Raw genomic sequence first — 249 nt, forward strand, 5'->3', positions numbered from 1 at the left:
TTGCTGCGAGCAGAGCAGCAAGCCTGCGCCCGAGACCCCTACAGGCGACTCGCCTCCCAGCTCCACGTGCTGGCACGGCAACCGGACCATGCCCAACTGCACAAGCCAACTGCTCGGTAGAGGATCGGCGGATTCTGGCGGTCATTGCAACAGCAGGTCGCCGATCAGTTCGTTCGGCTTCTTGAACGCTAGCCGTTTGCGGGGGCGGTCGTTGAGTTCCTGGGCGACCCAGTCGAGGTCCTCGGCGGA

At 64.3% G+C, this 249-nt stretch carries 1 pseudogene; it reads right to left on the bottom strand.

The features are described from left to right. Nucleotides 1-141: 141 nt before the first annotated feature. A pseudogene (locus RM423_RS25275) lies at nt 142-249 on the bottom strand (IS30 family transposase); the annotation flags it as partial.

The organism is Jatrophihabitans lederbergiae (assembly GCF_031845305.1).
Lineage (GTDB): Bacteria > Actinomycetota > Actinomycetes > Mycobacteriales > Jatrophihabitantaceae > Jatrophihabitans_A > Jatrophihabitans_A lederbergiae.